Source organism: Spirosoma sordidisoli, assembly GCF_004138325.1.
Classification (GTDB): Bacteria; Bacteroidota; Bacteroidia; order Cytophagales; family Spirosomataceae; genus Spirosoma; species Spirosoma sordidisoli.
Genome location: NZ_SBLB01000001.1, coordinates 1,826,021 through 1,843,920 on the forward strand (window position 1 = coordinate 1,826,021; position 17,900 = coordinate 1,843,920).

The 17,900-nt window shown below is 57.3% G+C and carries 17 protein-coding genes; 11 read left to right on the forward strand and 6 right to left on the reverse strand.

The genetic code is table 11. The features are described 5' to 3' along the window. Positions 1-10 precede the first annotated feature (10 nt). Complete coding sequence (locus EQG79_RS07855) at positions 11-193, forward strand: hypothetical protein (RefSeq protein ID WP_077920656.1); 183 nt, start codon at positions 11-13, stop codon at positions 191-193. Here EQG79_RS07855 and EQG79_RS07860 read toward each other — a convergent pair. Both EQG79_RS07860 and EQG79_RS07865 read right to left on the reverse strand, forming a co-directional pair. After that, complete coding sequence (locus tag EQG79_RS07860) at positions 168-827, reverse strand: DUF1345 domain-containing protein (RefSeq protein ID WP_077920655.1); 660 nt, start codon at positions 825-827, stop codon at positions 168-170. The two genes, EQG79_RS07855 and EQG79_RS07860, sit on opposite strands and share 26 nt — an antisense overlap. Positions 828-897: 70 nt before the next feature. Next, positions 898-1,737, reverse strand: a complete 840-nt coding sequence (locus tag EQG79_RS07865; RefSeq protein ID WP_077920654.1) for a DUF2911 domain-containing protein — start codon at positions 1,735-1,737, stop codon at positions 898-900. A gap of 493 nt (positions 1,738-2,230) precedes the next feature. Between EQG79_RS07865 and EQG79_RS07870 the strand changes: the two genes are divergently transcribed. Both EQG79_RS07870 and EQG79_RS07875 read left to right on the forward strand, forming a co-directional pair. Continuing rightward, positions 2,231-5,680, forward strand: a complete 3,450-nt coding sequence (locus tag EQG79_RS07870; RefSeq protein WP_077920653.1) for a pyruvate carboxylase — start codon at positions 2,231-2,233, stop codon at positions 5,678-5,680. A gap of 22 nt (positions 5,681-5,702) precedes the next feature. Then, a complete protein-coding gene (locus EQG79_RS07875) occupies positions 5,703-6,101 on the forward strand; it encodes a DUF4870 domain-containing protein (RefSeq protein WP_240699298.1) in 399 nt (132 codons plus the stop codon). A 41-nt stretch (positions 6,102-6,142) separates the two neighbouring features. On the opposite strand, the gene EQG79_RS07880 is transcribed toward EQG79_RS07875, so the two are convergent. Beyond that, complete coding sequence (locus tag EQG79_RS07880) at positions 6,143-6,766, reverse strand: CPBP family intramembrane metalloprotease (RefSeq protein WP_129601021.1); 624 nt, start codon at positions 6,764-6,766, stop codon at positions 6,143-6,145. A gap of 140 nt (positions 6,767-6,906) precedes the next feature. Between EQG79_RS07880 and EQG79_RS07885 the strand changes: the two genes are divergently transcribed. From EQG79_RS07885 to EQG79_RS07910, 6 genes are all read left to right on the forward strand, one after another. Further along, positions 6,907-8,175, forward strand: coding sequence for a glucuronyl esterase domain-containing protein (locus tag EQG79_RS07885; protein ID WP_129601022.1), 1,269 nt, complete (start codon positions 6,907-6,909; stop codon positions 8,173-8,175). Positions 8,176-8,194: 19 nt separating this feature from the next. Continuing rightward, on the forward strand, positions 8,195-8,749 hold the full coding sequence (locus tag EQG79_RS07890; RefSeq protein WP_077920649.1) for an NUDIX hydrolase: 555 nt from the start codon (positions 8,195-8,197) through the stop codon (positions 8,747-8,749). A 113-nt stretch (positions 8,750-8,862) separates the two neighbouring features. Next, positions 8,863-10,026: a pyridoxal phosphate-dependent aminotransferase gene (locus EQG79_RS07895; protein WP_077920648.1), complete on the forward strand. Its 1,164-nt coding sequence runs from the start codon at positions 8,863-8,865 to the stop codon at positions 10,024-10,026. Beyond that, positions 10,023-10,880 (forward strand): prephenate dehydrogenase, encoded by an 858-nt coding sequence (locus EQG79_RS07900; RefSeq protein WP_129601023.1) that lies wholly within the window; start codon positions 10,023-10,025, stop codon positions 10,878-10,880. The genes EQG79_RS07895 and EQG79_RS07900 overlap by 4 nt, the downstream gene beginning before the upstream one ends. A 197-nt stretch (positions 10,881-11,077) precedes the next feature. Beyond that, complete coding sequence (locus EQG79_RS07905; RefSeq protein WP_129601024.1) at positions 11,078-11,383, forward strand: type II toxin-antitoxin system RelE/ParE family toxin; 306 nt, start codon at positions 11,078-11,080, stop codon at positions 11,381-11,383. Between the two features lie 84 nt (positions 11,384-11,467). Then, positions 11,468-12,331 carry an aldo/keto reductase gene (locus EQG79_RS07910; RefSeq protein WP_077920646.1) on the forward strand — a complete coding sequence of 288 codons (864 nt, stop codon included), beginning with the start codon at positions 11,468-11,470 and terminating at the stop codon, positions 12,329-12,331. Positions 12,332-12,442: 111 nt separating this feature from the next. On the opposite strand, the gene EQG79_RS07915 is transcribed toward EQG79_RS07910, so the two are convergent. Continuing rightward, the gene (locus EQG79_RS07915) at positions 12,443-12,898 is read right to left on the reverse strand and encodes a ferritin-like domain-containing protein (protein ID WP_077920645.1); all 456 of its coding nucleotides are present in this window, start codon (positions 12,896-12,898) and stop codon (positions 12,443-12,445) included. A gap of 286 nt (positions 12,899-13,184) precedes the next feature. Here EQG79_RS07915 and EQG79_RS07920 point away from each other — a divergent pair, with 286 nt between their 5' ends. Together EQG79_RS07920 and EQG79_RS07925 are read left to right on the forward strand one after the other, a co-directional pair. Beyond that, positions 13,185-13,934 carry a ferritin-like domain-containing protein gene (locus tag EQG79_RS07920; RefSeq protein WP_077920644.1) on the forward strand — a complete coding sequence of 250 codons (750 nt, stop codon included), beginning with the start codon at positions 13,185-13,187 and terminating at the stop codon, positions 13,932-13,934. Positions 13,935-13,947: 13 nt separating this feature from the next. Next, on the forward strand, positions 13,948-14,715 hold the full coding sequence (locus EQG79_RS07925) for a ferritin-like domain-containing protein (RefSeq protein WP_129601025.1): 768 nt from the start codon (positions 13,948-13,950) through the stop codon (positions 14,713-14,715). Between the two features lie 66 nt (positions 14,716-14,781). Here EQG79_RS07925 and EQG79_RS07930 read toward each other — a convergent pair whose 3' ends face one another. Then, positions 14,782-16,215 carry a hypothetical protein gene (locus tag EQG79_RS07930; protein WP_077920642.1) on the reverse strand — a complete coding sequence of 478 codons (1,434 nt, stop codon included), beginning with the start codon at positions 16,213-16,215 and terminating at the stop codon, positions 14,782-14,784. A gap of 159 nt (positions 16,216-16,374) precedes the next feature. After that, positions 16,375-17,703, reverse strand: coding sequence for a hypothetical protein (locus EQG79_RS07935; protein ID WP_240699299.1), 1,329 nt, complete (start codon positions 17,701-17,703; stop codon positions 16,375-16,377). Between the last annotated feature and the right edge of the window lie 197 nt (positions 17,704-17,900).

Below are 17,900 nucleotides of genomic sequence, written 5' to 3' on the forward strand. Positions count from 1 at the left end.
AGATAAACGAATGAATATTACCCAAGTCCGCGAACACCTGCACCGGCTCATCGATGAAGTAGACGACATCTATGTTCTTAACGGCCTGTACCGCACCCTGGAGTCAGACAAACGGCATCGGGAAGAATACGAGCGCGAGCAGGCCGAGAAAGCCCGTAAGCAGCAAGCTAAAGCAGGGGGGCGAGGCCGCTGATGGTCAGCGCAATGATGGTAGTGTTGAACCCAAACGAGAGTACCCCATGGATGAGCGCTGTCCGGCGCATGGCCTTCGAGCCAATGGCCACGTCGGACACCTGGCTCGTCATCCCGATCACGAACGAGAAATACGCAAAGTCGAGGTAATCCGGTTCGGGTTCGTGCGGGAAATCAAGTCCCCCCGGCCGATGCGTTTGTCGGGGGTCGTTGCCGTAGTACAGGTGCGCGTATCGCATGATGAATACCGTATGCACCAGCGCCCAGGCACTGAAAACGGCCAGCACAGCCAGCGTACTATGCGTGGCCCGTTCGGCTGGCTTCATGCTGTCGAGCAGGGCCACAACGGCAAACAGGCTCGCCACAGCCGCCACGACCACAAACGCAAAAATGAATGTCCGGCTCGAATCCTGCAGGCGCGAGAGCCGGGGCAGATCGCGGGGGTGCGCCACCAGAATCGACGTCCACATCAGCCCTAGTACCGTACAGGCGTACCCGATCCAGATCAGGGTTAGCTTTACCGGCGTCTGATAGGTGGTCGGCATCACCACCAACGCCGTCAGCAACGCAACGCCCAGCGCCAGATAGAGCCGCTGGTGAGCATCGAAACGACTGACGCGCTTAGCAATAGACATCAGAAATGGGGTTAGTGTATCGCGTTCCGACGCGCCGGATGGTTTACTGTCCGGCGCGTCGGCAGGCTGCTTACTTACAGTCGGCCAGAATCCGCTCGTTATTTTTGATATACGCATCATCACCGGCTTTCTTAGCCAGTTCGAGCGATTGCTGGGCGTCAGCGCGGGCCTGTTTACAGTCGCCGGTTTTGGCCGCGATCTTAGCCCGCAGGTGGTAAGTCCAGTATTGTTTTTCTGACTCGACCACTTTATTGGCCCAGGTCAGGGCCTGCTTCATATCCCGATTGGTATCGTAATAGTAATTGGCAGCGGCCGATAACACCCCCGGTTTAACGTCGGCTTTGGCCGTCTGCTCCGCAATCTGGGCCATGATTTTAGTGTCGGGGTCGTTTTTGAGGGGCAAACGTGCCACCAGTTTCTCCCAGCGCAGCGTCAGGTTGGCTGATGTGGGGGTAAAGTCGGTAAACTCAAAGGTCAGTGCTTCGGCCGGGGCGTTTGTTTTCTCGGTTTTGACCGCGAACCGGGCTACGTCGTTCGCTTCTTTGTAGTCATACGCCCCCCAGCTATTCGCATCCTTGTTGACAATAAACGTAAAGTCAGCAGCGGTCGGGATGGCGTACAGCCCGTACCGACCGGCGGGAATAGCTTTGCCAGCCACCAGCATATCTTCTGACAGCACGATATTGGTGATCTTGTTGGCTCCGGTCCGCCACACTTTACCGTAGGGAACCTGGTCGCCGAACATGGTGCGGCCTTTGAGCGACGGGCGGGCATACTCGACGGTAACGGTACCCAGACCGACCTGCTGCGATACGGTGGCCGACGGGCTGGCGGCTGGCAATTGAATTTGTGCATAGGCCGTACCGGTCAGGCAGGCTACGGCAGCCATAGAGAGTAAACGAGCAAACATTGTCGTGAATACTAGTGGGTTATTTGTAGCGCAAGTTTACGGCTTAATGCCATGCCATCCAGCTGACTCTCCGAATTATCCGCCCCGAAACCAATGGTATCTCCGGCTGCTACAGGCGTTGGTGGTTTGGTGATGTCCAATAGAGGTTGGTAGATTATCTGTTTGGCACCACTGTCAGAGTCTTCGACCACTGACAGGGTGTAAGCGACCAGAACCCTGTCAGTGGTTGAAGACCCTGACAGTGGTTATAAAGGCACTTACTGACAGTGGTGCCAAACCAGTGACGACAACCCTATCTCCCCGAAGACACTGACAGCGGTTTATAACGAATAATAAGTAAACCAACCCATACGAATACAGACGCTTACAGGGGCCATTTACCACGAAAAACAATTCCTTTCTATGGCAACTTCTCCATTTCCCAAAATTTTCGATAATCTTGCCTTGTCGTTTCGACACCTGTACAACCTGAAGCCACGCTGGCCTGACTACCATGAAAGATTACATCCGCCCGATTAAACGCCTGCTCGTCGCCAACCGGGGCGAAATTGCCATCCGCATCATGCGGGCTGCTACCGAACTTGGCATCACCACCGTTGCTGTTTATACCTACGAAGACCGGTATTCACTCCACCGCTACAAAGCTGACGAAGCGTACCAGATTGGCCGCGACGAAGATCCGCTGAAGCCGTATCTCGACGTAGAAGGGATCATCCTGCTGGCCAAACGTCACCAGATCGACGCCATCCACCCCGGCTACGGATTTCTGTCCGAAAACGTGAAGCTGGCGCGCCGGTGTCGCGAAGAAGGCATAATCTTCATTGGCCCGTCGCCCGAAGCCATGGACGCCCTGGGCGATAAGGTACGGGCTAAAAACCTGGCCATGAGCGCCAATGTACCGCTCATCCCCGACTCGCGCGAAGAAAATATGTCGCCCGAGTTTGCCCTGCAGGAAGCCCAGCGCATCGGGTTTCCGGTCATGGTGAAAGCGGCTGCCGGCGGAGGGGGACGCGGGATGCGCGTTGTTCGGAACGTCGACGATTTCGAGAAAGCGTTTACCGAGGCTAAAAACGAAGCCCGCAACGCGTTCGGCGACGATACCATCTTCCTCGAAAAATTCATTGAAGATCCCAAGCACATTGAAGTACAGCTCCTGGGCGACCAGCACGGCAATATCGTTCACCTCTACGAACGCGACTGCTCGGTACAACGGCGGTTCCAGAAGGTGGTCGAGGTAGCGCCGTCGTTCGGGCTGCGGCAGGAAACCAAGCAGAAACTGTACGATTATGCCCTGCAGCTGGGCCGGGCCGTGAACTACTCCAACGCCGGAACAGTCGAGTTCCTCGTCGACAAAAACGAGAATATTTATTTTATTGAGGTCAACCCCCGCATTCAGGTAGAACATACCATTACTGAAGAGGTGACCGGTATCGACATCGTTCGGACACAGATCCTGATTGCGATGGGGTATCAGCTCTCCGACAACGGCATCTACATCAACCACCAGGACGAGGTGCCCCTCAACGGATTCGCCATCCAGTGCCGCATCACGACCGAAGACCCCGCCAATGGGTTCAAACCCGACTTCGGCACCATCATCGCGTACCGGAACGCAGCCGGTTTCGGTATCCGGCTCGATGAAGGCAGCAGCTACGCGGGCATGAAAATCTCGCCGTATTTCGACTCGATGATCGTGAAGGTGTCGGCCCGGGGCCGTACGCTCAAGGGCGCTACCCAGCGTCTGACCCGCGCGCTGGTCGAGTTCCGGATTCGGGGGGTTAAAACCAACATCGGCTTCCTGCTGAACGTCATCAGTCACCCAATTTTTCAGCGGGGCGAAGCGCGGGTGTCGTTCATCGAAAATCACCCCGAACTGTTCCAGCTCCGCGAACCGCAGGATCGCTCTACGCGGGTACTCAACTACCTGGCCGACGTGATCGTAAACGGGAATCCGGAGGTGAAAAAGAAAGACGACAGCAAGGTATTCCGGACGCCGGTCGTGCCACCCTTCGATACCTTCGGGCCCTACCCATCGGGCAACCGCAACCGCCTGAAAGAGCTGGGCCGCGAGTCGTTCGTTCAGTGGGTCAACGACCAGAAACCGATCCTGTACACCGATACCACCTTCCGCGACGGTCACCAGTCGCTGCTGGCGACGCGGGTCCGGACGCAGGATCTGCAACGGGTGGCCGAAGGCTTTGCCAAAGCCCATCCGGAGTTGTTTTCGATGGAAGTCTGGGGCGGAGCTACCTTCGACGTGGCGATGCGTTTTCTGTACGAAAGCCCCTGGAAACGGCTGGCAGCCCTGCGCGAAGCCATGCCGAATATGCTGCTCCAGATGCTCTTCCGCGGCTCCAACGCCGTTGGCTACTCGGCCTACCCCGATAACCTGATCGAGAAATTTGTGGTCCAGTCGTGGGAAACCGGCATCGACGTGTTCCGGATTTTCGACTCGCTGAACTGGATCGACGCTATGAAGGTCAGCATCCGGGCCGTCCGCGAACGAACCGACGCGCTCTGCGAAGCGGCCATCTGCTACACGGGCGATATGCTCAGCCCCAGCCAGTCGAAATACACCCTGCAATATTACCTCGACCTGGCCCGTCAGCTCGAAGACGAGGGGGCTCACCTGCTGGCTATCAAAGACATGGCCGGGCTGCTGAAGCCGCTGGCAGCCGAGGTGCTGGTCCGCGAACTCAAACAGGCCGTCAGTATCCCGATCCACCTCCATACCCACGACACGCCGGGTATCCAGGCTGCTTCATACCTGAAAGCCATCGACGCCGGTGTCGATATTGTCGACTGTGCGCTGGGCGCCCTGTCGGGCTTAACCTCGCAGCCTAACTTCAACTCGGTGGTAGCCATGATGCAGGGCCACGAACGCGAGTGTCCCATCGACCTGTCTTCGTTAAACGCATACTCCAACTACTGGGAAGACGTTCGGGAGTACTATTACCCCTTCGAAAGCGGCATGAAAGCCGGCAGTGCGGAGGTCTACGAAAACGAGATTCCGGGCGGGCAGTACTCCAACCTCAAACCGCAGGCGATGGCTACCGGCCTTGGCGACAAGTTCGAGACGCTGAAGAAAAACTACGTCGTGGCCAACCAGCTCTTCGGCGACATCGTGAAAGTAACTCCGTCCTCGAAGGTAGTCGGCGACATGGCCATTTTCATGACCGCCAACAACCTGACCGCCGACGACGTTCGGACCCGTGGCGAGTCGCTGGCGTTTCCGGAGTCGGTAAAAGGGTTCTTTAAGGGCGAGCTGGGCCAGCCGGTGGGTGGTTTCCCCGACGATGTGCAGCAGGCCGTCCTGAAAGGCGAAGAGCCGATAAAGGGCCGCCCGAACGAACACCTCAAGCCCATCGATTTCGACAAGGATTTCGCGGCTTTCCAGGAGAAATACCCGAACAACGACGGCTTTGTCGATTACCTCTCGTACCAGATGTACCCGAAGGTCTATGACGAATATTACAAAGCCAACGAGCAGTATGGCGACGTCAGCGTTATTCCGACGCCCGCCTTTTTCTACGGCCTGAAGCCCGGCGAAGAGATTCTGATTCAGATCGAAGAAGGCAAGAACATCCTGGTCCGGCTGCTGTTCCAGTCCGAACCGGACGCGTTCGGTATGCGCACGATCACGTTCGAGCTGAACGGCCAGACCCGCCAGGTGCAGGTCCGCGACCGGGCTTCGAAGGTTGAGAAGCAGATGAACGCCAAAGTAAGCAAAGACGGCGACGTAGGGGCTCCATTGCAGGGCCGGCTGACGCGTATTCTGGTGAAAGAAGGCGATGCGGTGAAGAAAAACCAGCCGCTGTTCGTTATCGAAGCCATGAAGATGGAAAGTATCGTGGCGGCTCCCAAAGAAGGAAAAGTTGCCAAGGTCGTGCTGACCGAAGGGATCGTGGTTGAACAGGACGACTGGGTTATTGCGCTGGACTAAGTAATCACCAAACCGTGTTTCTATGCAGAATCAACCACCCCCTCCACCCCTGGGCAGCTCTCCCGTTGGGCCACCGCCCATGAGCCAGTCCGACGAGCGCATGTGGGCCATGCTGACGCACCTGAGTTCGCTGACGGGGTTTTTCACGCTGGTCGGCAGCCTCGTTGGGCCGCTGATTGTCTGGCAGGTTCAGAAAGAGAAGTCGGCGTTTATCGACTACCACGGCAAGGAAGCGGTTAACTTCAACATTACCATGGCCCTGGCCGCGGGCGTGGCGTTTCTGCTCTTCCTGATCCTGATTGGCTTCGTGCTCCTCTGGGTGGTTGGGGCCGTCTGGTTGATCTTTACGCTGATTGCGGCTATCAAAGCCAATAACGGCGAGTACTACCGGTATCCGCTCTCGATCCGGTTTATTAAATAAGGGCATCGTTCCGGTCTGGCCGCCCGGTCAGACCGGAATGATCAGAACCATGGCCGACGCACCTTGAACGACCGGCGCAGGCCACTGATGAGCAGGAAGGCCCCCAGCAGACCGAAGATCACGGCCAGGATCGTTACGTGGAAGATGGCAAACAGGATGGCCACCAGGATGACAATAACCGAAGCTTTCAGTTTCCAGCTGATGCGCTGCCACCAGTTCAGCTCTTCGCGCAGCGGCATGCCCAGCGCCTGCCGGATCTTGTTACCCAGCCGCATCTGCTTTTTCGGTTTGGGGCCCGGCCCCTGCTGCTGATCGGCAATCGGCGCGGGGCGGGTCAGCATCGATTCGACCCGACGCATGCGGTGGTCCAGGCGCGTCTGGGCCGAGTTGTCGATACGCGTTTGCCGACTGGCCAGGAGCGGGGCAGCCTGGATAGTTCCGGCCTGGATGGGTCCGGCCTGGATAGGTTCTGTTTGTGGCGGCTCAGCCATAACGTCAGCTGCCAACGCTACAGTATCTTCCGGCATGTCGGCAGCGGGTTCAGGAGTTGCCTGCGCCAGCCGGGCCGGGCTGTAAGGCGTACGCTGAAAATAAGCGACGGGACGGTGGCAGGACGTAGCGAACAGGCAAAGAGCAGCAGCACAAACAGAAAAAGCGTTTCTCATCAGGTATCTCGAACAATCAGCACGCGAAGGTAAAAACCGTTTAGACAACGAAAGAGACAAGCCGGTTAATATGAATTGGCTAAAATCAGTATGAAAAAGGCGGTTCACTGCTTTCCCGACAGAACCCTTTCCCTAGCCTGATGACCCGCCTTGTTCCTGGTTTAGCGCTGTTACTCACCCTCCTACAGCCCGCCCTGGGCCAGGCTCCCGAGCCGCCCGCCAATTATGACGAAGCCAAAGTAGGGACCTTTACCCTGCCCGATCCGCTGGTGTCAAAAGCAGGCAAACGCATAACTACCCCGGCCGACTGGCAAAAACGCCGTACCGAACTGCTGCAACTCTTTGCCGACAACGTGTACGGGCAAACCCCGGCTCAGGCCGTAAAACTCCGGTTTCAGGTCAGTAATGTCGACCAGGCGGCCCTGAACGGGCTGGCCACCCGGAAACAGATCTCTATTTTCTTTACCGACTACCCCCAACTGCCCCCCATCGACGTACTGCTGTACATACCCAAAAGCGCCCAAAAGCCCGCGCCCGTTTTCCTGGGCCTGAACTTCTGCGGCAACCACTGCGTCACGACCGAAGCCGATATTCCGCTCTCGACCCGCTGGGTCAGCAATGTGATTGGCAACGTATCGGTCAACAACCGCGCTACCGAAAAAGCCCGTGGCCTCCAGGCCACCCGCTGGCCCATAGAAACTGTGCTGAAACGGGGTTACGCCCTGGCTACGGCCTACTATGGCGACATCGAACCTGACTACCCGCAGGGCTGGCATACGGGCATCCGCTCCGTACTGGGCGATACTACCAAAGCCAGCAACTGGGGCGCTATCGGAGCCTGGGCCTGGGGATTGAGCCGCATCATGGATTACCTGCAAACCGACCCCGCCATCGATAGCAAACGGGTTATGGTGATGGGCCATTCGCGGATTGGCAAGGCCTCGTTATGGGCCGGAGCGCAGGATACCCGGTTTGCAGCCGTCATCTCCAACGAGTCGGGCGAGGGCGGGGCGGCCCTGGCCCGGCGCTGGTACGGCGAAACCCTGGAGCGCATCAGCACCCATTTCCCGCACTGGTTCTGCCCGCGCTACACCACCTACAGCAAGCGGGTGGCCGAACTGCCCGTCGATCAGCACGAACTGCTGGCGCTGATAGCCCCACGCCCGCTCTATATTGCCAGTGCCGACGGCGATCAGTGGTCCGACCCGCGGGGCGAGTTTCTGAGCGGTGTCGAAGCCGAGGGCGTTTATCGGCTGTACGGTAAAACCGGGCTGGGTCCGGTTCGCTTTCCGGGCCTGAACGAGCCCGTAGGCCAGACGGTACGCTACCACAACCGAAGCGGCAAACACGACGTAACCGACTACGACTGGGCGCAGTATCTGCGCTTCGCCGACGAATTAGTCCGCTAGTCGTGCCTACCTTTGCGGCATGACAACGCCTGACAACGACCCGCAGCCCTGGCAGGTCGAATCCTCTGAATACATCCATCAGCTACCCTGGTTTACCGTTCGGAAAGACGCCGTCCGGATGGCCAGCGGGGGGTATATTCCTGACTATTTTCTGCTCGAGTACCCCGACTGGATCAACGTAGTGGCCGTTACGACCGAAGGCCAGCTGGTGCTGATCCGCCAGTACCGGCACGGATCGGCCGATGTTCGCTACGAGCTTTGCGCCGGCGTAGTCGATCCGGGCGAGTCGGCCCTGGCCACAGCCCAGCGCGAACTCCTCGAAGAAACCGGCTTTGGCGGTGGGCACTGGGAGCCGCTGCTCACCCTATCGGCCAACCCCGGTACCCATACCAACCGCTGTTACTGTTTTCTGGCAACGGGCGTCGAGCCCGTACAGGCGCAGGAACTGGAGATTACCGAAGAAATTACCGTACACCTGGTGTCGCGGGAGCGCGTCCTCGACATCATCGAAACCGGCCAGATGCTACAGGCGCTGCATGTGGCTCCCCTGCTAAAATACTGTCTGCAATCGTGATTCATCGGATTAGCTGTCCAACCCGACCCGCTTCGGCCTTATCTTTGCGGTTCGTTTTTTCATCGACCGGCCCAAACCACGATTAATCTGCCGACTCCGACGCATTCGTACCAATGATCATTCCCGTAGCTCACCGTGCCGACCAAACGCAGGAGTACTACTTTTCGGTTAAACTCGCCGAAGTACGTACGCTCCTGGCAGCTGGCCACGACGTCATCAATATTGGCATCGGCAACCCCGATCTGATGCCCTCTGACTCTACCATCGACGCGCTGATGGCTTCGGCCCGGCAACCGTCGGCACACGGCTATCAACCTTACAAAGGTACTCCCGGACTCCGGCAGGCTATTGCCCGCTTTTACCAGCATACCTACGGCGTTACGCTGAATGCCGACACGGAGCTGCTGCCCCTGATCGGGTCGAAAGAAGGCATTACCCACCTGTCGCTGACGTTTCTGAACGAGGGCGATGGGGTGCTGGTGCCTGAGCTGGGCTACCCCGCCTACCGCGCCGTGAGCCATATGCTCGGCGCCAACGTGCTGGAATACCCGCTCCGGGAGTACCACGGCTGGCAACCCGACTGGAGCGCTATGGCCGATCTGGTGGCGGCTACGCCCCACACCAAAATCATCTGGCTGAACTACCCGCACATGCCCACCGGTGCGCCCGCCACCCGCGAGCTATTCGAACAGGCCGTTCGGTTTGCCCACGACCACCGGGTACTGCTCTGCCACGACAATCCCTACAGCCTGATTCTGAACAAAAAACCGCCCATCAGCCTGTTGTCGGTCGACGGCGCCCGCGAGGTGGCGGTTGAACTGAACTCGCTCAGTAAGTCGCACAACATGGCGGGCTGGCGCATTGGCTGGCTGGCCGGGGCCAAACCGTATATCGATGCGGTACTGACCATAAAAAGTAACGTTGACTCGGGCCAGTTCAAACCCCTGATGGATGCAGCCACGGAAGCCCTCGGCAACTCCGACGACTGGCACCGCGAGCGGAACGCCGTTTACCAGGGTCGCCTGGACGCGGTTCATGCGCTGCTCGACGCCCTCGGCTGCACCTACAGCCCCGATCAGGAAGGGTTGTTTATCTGGGCCCGACTGCCCGACTCCGTAGCCTCGGCCGAAGACCTCGTGAACGAGCTGCTGTATCAGAAACACGTATTCATTGCGCCGGGCTTCATCTTCGGCCCCAAAGGCGAGCGGTATATTCGCATCTCGCTCTGCGTACCCAAAGAACGAATTCAGGAAGCAACCCAACGCATACAGGCATGACAATCAGCATCGTAGGCATCGGCCTTCTGGGCGGCTCATTCGCCCTGGCCCTGCGTGACAAATACCCCCGAATGCGGTTCGTCGGCGTCGATGCGTCGGCGGTGAACGGACAGCTGGCCCTCGCCAAAGGCATCGTTGACGAGCTGCTGCCGCTGCCCGAAGCCGTTGCGCAGAGTACCCTCGTTGTGCTGGCTACGCCCGTCAACGTCATTCTCGACCTGCTGCCCACCGTACTCGATCAGCTGCCGGCGGGCGCTACCGTGGTTGACCTGGGCTCTACCAAGGGACTCATCTGCGACCTCGTCGATGCGCACCCCAACCGGGCACAGTTCGTAGCGGCTCACCCCATGGCCGGTACCGAAAACTCCGGCCCCGGCGCGGCCTTCCGCGAGTTATTACCCGGCAAGAACCTCATCATCTGCGACCGCGACAAAAGCGATCCGGATAGCCTGGCCCTGGTCGAAAGTCTTTTCCGCGACATTGGCATGAAACTGTTTTTCATGACTCCACAGGAGCACGACCTGCACCTGGCCTACGTCTCGCACCTGAGCCACATCAGCGCCTTTGCGCTCGGCCTGACGGTGCTGGAAAAAGAGAAAGATGAGCAAACCATCTTCGATATGGCCAGCACGGGTTTCAGCAGTACGGTGCGGCTGGCCAAAAGCTCTCCGCAGATGTGGGCGCCGATCTTCGATCAGAACCGGGCCAATGTGTCTGACGCACTGGGGGCCTATATCGATTTCCTGCAGCAGTTCAAACAGATTGTCGATAATCAGGACGTGACAAACTCGCTGGAGTTCATGAAACGCGCCAACGTTATCCGGCGGGTGTTGGACGGCATAGAGAAGCGGTAATTTTCTATCTTTGGTAAAAAGAATACGATCATGACAAAGACGGCCGTACAGGAATCGCTCGATAAACTACCTGACGAATTTCCAGTTGAAGCCCTGATTGAACGTTTGTTATTTATTCAGAGTGTTCAGGAAGGCCTACTGCAATCAGAGCGGGGAGAAACGGTACCTTTAGATGAAGTCAGGAAACGGTTGCGTGGATGATTAGCCTATCTTTCACGAACCGGGCCATTGATGACCTCGATGCAATAAACGAGTATCGTTCTGCCTACTCACCAGCTTATGCCGATCATCTGGTCGATACCATCATCGCTAAGATCGACAGACTCAAAACTTTTCCGCAACTGGGGCGTAAAGTGCCCGAATTCGATTTGCCTACCCTGCGCGAGCTGATCCATAACGATTACCTCATCGTTTACAAACTGGTGGACGATGAAAAAATCGACATCATTACGATTCAGCACAGTTCGCGCAACTTGCAGGAACGATTCTTCGATGCAACCTGATTTGACGGCATAGAGAAACGGTAATTTTAAACAGTTTGGGTTTATAGGTTGTCGTATTACTAAACCTAAAACACAAACTGTTTTATGCAATCGACAACCGACAAACCCGCTACCCAGGCGGGTACGATTACCCTGGGGGGCGACCTGACCGTGAACCGGATGGGTTACGGTGCCATGCGCATCACCGGCGACGGTATCTGGGGACCACCCCGCGATCATGACGAGGCTATTCGGGTGCTGAAGCGCTGTCTGGACCTGGGCATCAACTTCATCGATACCGCCGATTCGTACGGGCCTTATGTATCAGAAGAGCTGATTGCCGAAGCCCTCCACCCCTATGCCGACGGCCTGGTCATTGCCACCAAAGGGGGGCTGCTGCGCACCGGACCGAACCAGTGGCCGGTCGACGGGAGCCGCAAACACCTCGAAGAAGCGCTGAACGGAAGCCTCAAACGCCTGAAGGTCGAACAGATCGACCTCTACCAGCTCCACCGGTTCGATGACAAAGTACCCGCCGAAGAATATTTGGGTTTTCTGCAGGAAGCACAGCAGGCCGGCAAGATCAAACACATCGGCCTCTCGGAGGTAGACGTTGAGCAGATCGAGCAGGCGCAGGCTTACTTCGAGGTCGTATCGGTGCAGAACATGTACAATTTCGGCCAGCAGAAGTGGAACGACGTGCTCAAATACTGCGAAGCGCAGAACATTGCCTTTATTCCATGGTATCCGCTGAGCGCTGGTAACCTGGAAGCCGAGCAGGCCATTCACCGCGTGGCCGAACGGCATCAGGCAACCGAATATCAGGTGGCTCTGGCCTGGCTGCTGGCAGCCTCGCCCGTGATGCTGCCCATCGCCGGCACCTCGTCGGTCAAACACCTGGACGAAAACGTACAGGGCGCTACGATCAAGCTGACCGAAGAAGATTTTCAGGACATGCCGCTGCCGTAAGCGAGAAGTAAACAGGAAGAAGGGGTACAGAGAGCGCTGATGCGATTCCTGTACCCCTTCTCTTTATGGTCAACTTACCGTGAACAATGGATGGCAGGCCCCTGCCACTCATTATTTATCTCCGCGGAGTGCCTTCACTTTTTCGTAGGCATCTTCGAGCTGGCTCATCTGCTTCATCAGGTCTTCCTTGATGTAGGCGGGCAGGTGATCTTTCTCAATAGCGTCTTTGTAGGCCTCCAGGGCTGCGTTCTCACCAAACTCAACCGAGCTCAGCACCGTATCGCGGTCTTTGCCGGTCACGGCAGCTTTTATATCGATCCAGGCCCGGTGAATTTTGCTCGATACGTCGGTCGAGGTAGCGTCGGTAACGGCCGTGCCATCGATGCGCACGATATGGTCAGCCAGCTGGCTGCGGAAGTTCTGGCTCTGTACAACATAGTGCCGGAACAGATCGTCCAGCTGGGCATCCTTGTTGTCTTCAATGGCTTTCTCGTACCCCTGAATCCGGTCGTTATTGATTTTGACCAGGTCGTTCAGGTCTTCTACGATTTCTTCGTTCTTAATCATAATCGCTGACTTGTTTGATAGAATGTGAATCAGCTAGTAGAACCGTAAGGACCGCCGATTGTTTCAATAGATACTCCTACGTAACCCCAAGGCACCCTGCCGTATACCAATTTGTCGACTAGACGGAAAAAAGGGAGATTTGTTGACTAAACGGTGTTTTTTATCCCGCTCAGTCGGATACAACTTTTTTTTTTAAAAGTGCAAAACCGTAGGCTCACCTTCTCCGTATTTACTCCAGTTCTCTCGACGAACGGGAGATGATTTCACTAAACGTTTATACAACTCAATGGAAAAACTACCCAACGACCAGACTGACGTACGTCAGATGTTGACGGGCAGGGAGTCGGCCGCACTTGGGCGTCGTCTCTTCATGCGCTACATTGGAGCAACAGCGGCTGCTGGCGTAGCCCTGAGTGCCTGCCAAAATGAACTGGTTGATCCATCGGCCCGCGGTGCCGCCCGCGCTGGTGATGTCATTGACCTTGGTGACATCGGCTATGACGATATCGGTGTTCTCAACTATGCCTATGCGCTGGAGCAACTGGAAGCCGCTTTCTACATGCAGGTAATCATGACGCCGTATGCCGGCATGAACGGCTACGAGCGTAGCGTACTGACCGAAATCCGCGATCACGAAATCATTCACCGCGAGCTATTCAAAGCTGCGCTGGGTGGCAAAGCGATTCCGGGCCTTACCCCTAATTTCAGCAGCATCAACTTCGGTAGCCGGGCTGCGGTACTGGGCGTAGCACGTACGTTCGAAGCAGTGGGTGTATCGGCTTACAACGGCGCTGGCCGTCTGCTGAAAAGTGCTGATTATCTGACCCTGGCCGGCAAAATCGTTTCGGTTGAAGCTCGCCACACGTCGATCATCAGTGAACTGCTCAATCCTATGACGACTTCGTTCGCTGGCGACGATATCGTAAACCCAGGTCCTGCTTCGGGTCTTGGCGAAGCACGCAAACCGGAAGAAGTACTGGCTCTGGTCAGACCTTTCATTCAGGAAACCATCAACGGACGCACCCAGCCGCAATAATTAAGCTACGACCATGAACCTACAAAACATACTGAACGAAATTGAAAAGGTTGATGCCGAAGTGTACGAGCGGCTTGACCACGTATCGCGTCGTCACGTTTTCCAGAATCTGATGAAGAAAGCAGTGCTGGGCGTTGCTCCGGTCGCTTTCGGTTCGATTCTGAACAAAGCCTATGCGCAGAACAGCGCCGTGGTTGAAGTGCTGAATTTCGCCCTGACACTCGAGTACCTCGAAGCTGAATTCTACAACATCGGTACGGGCCGGGCTGGCTTCCTCACGGGTGAGGCTATGACCACGTTCATGCAGATTGCCAAGCACGAAAACGCTCACGTAGCCCTGCTGAAGAGCGCGCTGGGTGGTGCGGCCGTTGCCAAACCAAACTTCGATTTTACCGCCAAAGGCGCTTTCCCAACTGTATTCACCAGCTATCAAACATTCCTGGCCGTTGCTCAGGCGTTTGAAGACACCGGTGTTCGGGCTTACAAAGGACAGGCCGGTCGGCTGATCCCGGCTCCCGATATTCTGACGGTAGCCCTGCAGATTCACTCGGTAGAAGCCCTTCACGCAGCTAAAGTACGTTACCTGAACGGTAACAAAGGCTGGATCGTGAACTCGAACGGTTTCCCCGCTGCTGTCTATGCCGGCGACGACGTAGTGGTACAGGGTGGCGTAAACCTGGTCGGACTGACGGGTCTGAGCATGGAGCGCGTTACCGAAGCCTTCGACGAGCCGCTGACCAAAGAGCAGGTACTGGCTATTGTTAGCCCGTTCCTGGCGTAACGGAAACGTTTAGTGCCGAAAAAGGGGACCCGCCATTGGCAGGTCCCCTTTTTCATGGCCCGTTGGTTAGCCGTTTGTTCGGGTGGCGCTCACGCTGCGAAGCCGAAACACCGATCCTTTCTCGAACTGAATCTGGTTGGCCGGGTACATAAACTGAATCTGGGTGATGACCCCGTCCCAACCGGGCAGGCCCTGCATGTTGACTTCGTAGGTACGGAACTGCCCATCGCCAATGATCGGAATATCGACCGAGCGGGTCGGAATGTCGTAGATGTCGACCTCGCCGGGTCGGCGCCAGGCCAGCCGGACCGAGGTGGCTTTTGTCTGGAAAGCCGCCTGGATGTACAGCTTCGGAATTTCGGCAGCCCGCCAGAACACCAGCGGACTTTTGATACCGAGGTTTTGCTTGGTCAGGTCTTCGCGCTGGAAAAGAATCGCCAGCTCGTTCTGGATGGGCCAGCCCCGGTCCCGGGCGTTGTAGTAGTACCAGCCCTGCCGGTCGGTGGTGAACTGGTAGTTGGGCCGGGTAGCCGGGCGCGGCTGACTCACGGCGTACTGCCGGATGTCGGTCAGCCCACCGACCACCAGCGTGTACTCGTATTCGTACTGGCCGTTATGATCGATCAGCAGGAAACTGTCGCTGTTGAGGTAGCCGCTGTGCTCGTCGAACTCCCCCCCTACTTTTGGCGTACCGAAACCAGCCGACCGATACCGGAACTCGTTGGCCCGGTACAGCCCCACGCCCCGGCCTTTATCGTTCAGCAGGGCAATCCAGTTTTCGGTGGCGTAGCGGGTAATGATATCGCGGTCGGTATACTCGACGGTGGGCGCGTTGGTGAAGGGCTGCTCGCCTTCGTAGGTGACAATGCGGTACCAGGGGCCGTTCAGGTAGACGCAGGGCGTTTCCTGGGTCCGGGCCTGATATTGGGTGGTATCGGCACGGTTGACGGTAATGCGGCAGCGAACCCGAACGGTATTGTTCTGGATCTCGTACCAGTGTTCCATGGAGCAGTCGGCGGGTTCGTTGAGCAGGGGCCAGATCAGCGGCACCGACTTCACGTAAATCCGGTTCTGGTCCTGCTGGTAGCTGACAATGCGGGCGGGGTTGTTGAACACGTCGCCGGTTTGTACCGGGTTCCAGCCGAGGTATTTCCATTTCTCGACGGGCTGCTTGCCGTTGATCGAATACGGAAAAGGACCGCTATAGATCGACGTCTGGATTTGCCGCCCCAGGTCCACGTTGTTGACCATGTTTTCGCTGCTCCCGGCTTCGGCCAGGTAGGTAATGGCCCCACCGGCGTTGAGATCGATACCCACGCGGAGCTTGTCGTTACCCAGAAACAGGCGCTTCTGGGGCGAAGGCGTGGTCTGTGGAGGCAGGCCGGGAGTGGTGGTCGGGGGCGGTGGTGTATACGGAACCGTAGCCGGATAGTCGCGGACACAGGTAAACGCCAGCGCACTGATCAGAACGGACGAAAGCAGAACGGGTAAACGAGCCATAAATAGGAAAACTATGCCATAACCTACTCAAAAGTAGCCCCGCAACCAACGTTTTCCAATTAAACTTAGCGACCAACCAGCGCAACCGGATTCACGCATCGCCCGGATTAAAAAACCCGCTCCCCGCCCCGATGCAGATGGGTCTTGATCAAGTAGTTTTTACCGGTTGGCTTCGGAGAGCCAGTGGAACTGGCGTTCGGCGAGCTGGAAATGGCGGTTGGTGCGCCGGAGGGCTACCGTCAGCGAGTCGCCCCGGAACAGGCCGCGCAGCAGCAGCCGGTTGGTATCGGGCCGGTCGATGTGCAGGGTGAACAGCGCCAGGCTGTCATCGGCAAATTTCCTGAAGGCGATGGTGTGTCGGGCCGAGTCGAGGTCGTAGCTGAAATAGCCCCGGCGGTAGCGCTGCCGGAAGAGCGTATCAGGCGTCTGGATACTACCCGCTGCTTCTTCCTCGAACACTACGTTCTGCCACCGCAGCGAATCGGGAAACGCGGGCGGCACCCGGAAGTCGGCCACCTCGTAGAAACCGGCTTTCAGTTTGGGTTTGGGCGGTTTTTTACCGGCAACCGGCTCGGGCTGGCTGTACTGGTAAGCCCGGTAGAGTGGCAGCAGCCCGAAAAACAGCACAAAGCCGGCTTTGAGCACCAGCCAGCCGATGCGCGCCCGCCGGCTCGTAAACGCATACGTTCGTTTGGGTTGCGTGGGCCGGTTGAAGACGAAAAAGTCGAGGAGTCGGCGGGCGTCGCTGAGCAGCAGCAGGTTGCTGAAAACGAAGAGATGGATAGAGAACAGCTTGACGGGAATGTCGTAGCAAAGGTTCATCATCATGACGTTCAGGAAAACGCTGGTGGCCACAAACGCGCCCAGCGTAGCCGTACGGCGCCATAGCAGCAGCACTCCGGCCAACACCTCGACCGCGCCCGAAAAAAACTGATACGGCTCCGAATAGCCGATAAACAACCAGGAAAAACGCATCGGCAGCAGATCGCCGAGGGGCGTGGCGAGCTGGCTCAGCGACGGAAAAATCATCTGCTGGCCAAAGAGTTTGATTGTTCCGTAGAGCAGCGCTACCAGCGCCACGTAGTAGCGAAGCGCCACCAGAAACCAGTATGACAGCCGGTCATAGGCCCGCCGACGGTCGAGGGCGCTCCAGACCGCGGTCCCGATCAGGGCCAGGAGGGTAAAAAGACAGAGCTGGGCGTAGCCGTACGAGGTGTCGCCACTGCCATTGAATGGCACCAGTTCTTCCTTGACATGAAAAAGGTGGCGGTTGGCCAGGGTTACCAGCCAGCTCTCGCCCATCGAGTAGTAGTTGCCACCCAGGTTGAGCAGCGGCACACCACCGGCCCATTTCAGGGGCGACATGTACAGACCGACATACATAACCGTGAACCGAAACAGCAGCCGGCGCCAGGCCGGCCAGGGGCTCACAACCGAAGCGGCCTCCGGGTGGGGAGCCGGGTGTGGAAGAGGGGATGTCTGTATCATAGGGTAGAAAAGAGGGGAAGCAACGGAGCAGGCATCGACCTGTCTGTCAGGCATCAAGATACTCATTTTTTCATAGTACCGGGCGCCGTTATCTACCCGGCCGATAACAGCGATCCGGGATCTGCCGCCTTTGTTCCAAGAGCTGTCGACATTTTCTAAAAAAAACGCCTGTCTTGTCGGCTATTCCCCCTAATTTT